1 protein-coding gene is annotated in these 358 nt (G+C 32.7%); it reads left to right on the top strand.

Annotated features, from left to right (window positions below; translation table 11 throughout):
* The first annotated feature begins 33 nt into the window (after nucleotides 1-33).
* Nucleotides 34-327 carry a hypothetical protein gene (locus tag CJF42_RS26305; RefSeq protein ID WP_095369407.1) on the top strand — a complete coding sequence of 98 codons (294 nt, stop codon included), beginning with the start codon at nucleotides 34-36 and terminating at the stop codon, nucleotides 325-327.
* The last annotated feature ends 31 nt before the right edge of the window (nucleotides 328-358 follow it).

Below are 358 nucleotides of genomic sequence, written 5' to 3' on the forward strand. Positions count from 1 at the left end.
CTTATAAAAAATATTAAAAAAGAGGCAGTGTAAATGAAAGCAATATTTAACTTAAATTGTGATTGTGGCCGTATGGGTAATTTAGAAGGTTTGTTTACGGCAAATATATCTGATGTTGAAAATATAATTGGGAAGCATATATATTTCGGGGAAGTACTAGGGAAACACTCTGATATAAACGGAGTATTGGAAAAGTCTGATATAGAAATGCTTTCAGATGATCAAAAATTTATTGAAAAATTTGAAACTATTATGGGGTCTGGCACCATCTCTGGCATTAATCCTTTTGATTATTATGAAGGGGAAAACGAAGAGGAGTATGAATAATGGAACCCATTTCAATTGCGTTAGCACTGGC

Source organism: Pseudoalteromonas sp. NBT06-2, assembly GCF_002276045.1.
Lineage (GTDB): Bacteria > Pseudomonadota > Gammaproteobacteria > Enterobacterales > Alteromonadaceae > Pseudoalteromonas.

What these genes read in the sequence shown, in the direction of transcription:
- CJF42_RS26305 (WP_095369407.1), top strand. Translation starts at nt 34, where the DNA reads ATGAAAGCAATATTTAACTTAAATTGTGATTGTGGCCGTATGGGTAAT.